Below are 274 nucleotides of genomic sequence, written 5' to 3'. Positions count from 1 at the left end.
CTCGATCAACGTCCGCTCAGCCGCCACCGTCGACAGTCGCTCGTCCCACAAAACGAAGGGCAGGTCGGTCACAGCAGCCATGTTGCGGGCGAAGGCGCGGGATTTCTGGGCGCGCGGGCCTTCCGACCCGTCCATGTTGACCGGCAGACCGAGCACCACGGCCCCGACGTTCTCTTTCTGCAGCAAGCCGAGCAGCACAGCTGCATCCAGCGAGAATTTCCTGCGCATGATGACGGGACGCGGGTGGGCGAAGGCAAAGCCCCGGTCGGAAACC

Annotated in this window: 1 protein-coding gene; it reads right to left on the bottom strand. The window is 65.3% G+C overall.

Going from position 1 to position 274, the window contains the following annotated elements:
* A partial coding sequence (gene ruvX, locus AC0L2O_RS36760; protein ID WP_473373201.1) for a Holliday junction resolvase RuvX occupies nt 1-274 on the bottom strand: 274 nt, incomplete at both ends.

It is taken from the genome of Bradyrhizobium sp. Kon10 (genome assembly GCF_055807395.1).
This window is presented reverse-complemented; position numbering and strand designations above follow the sequence as displayed.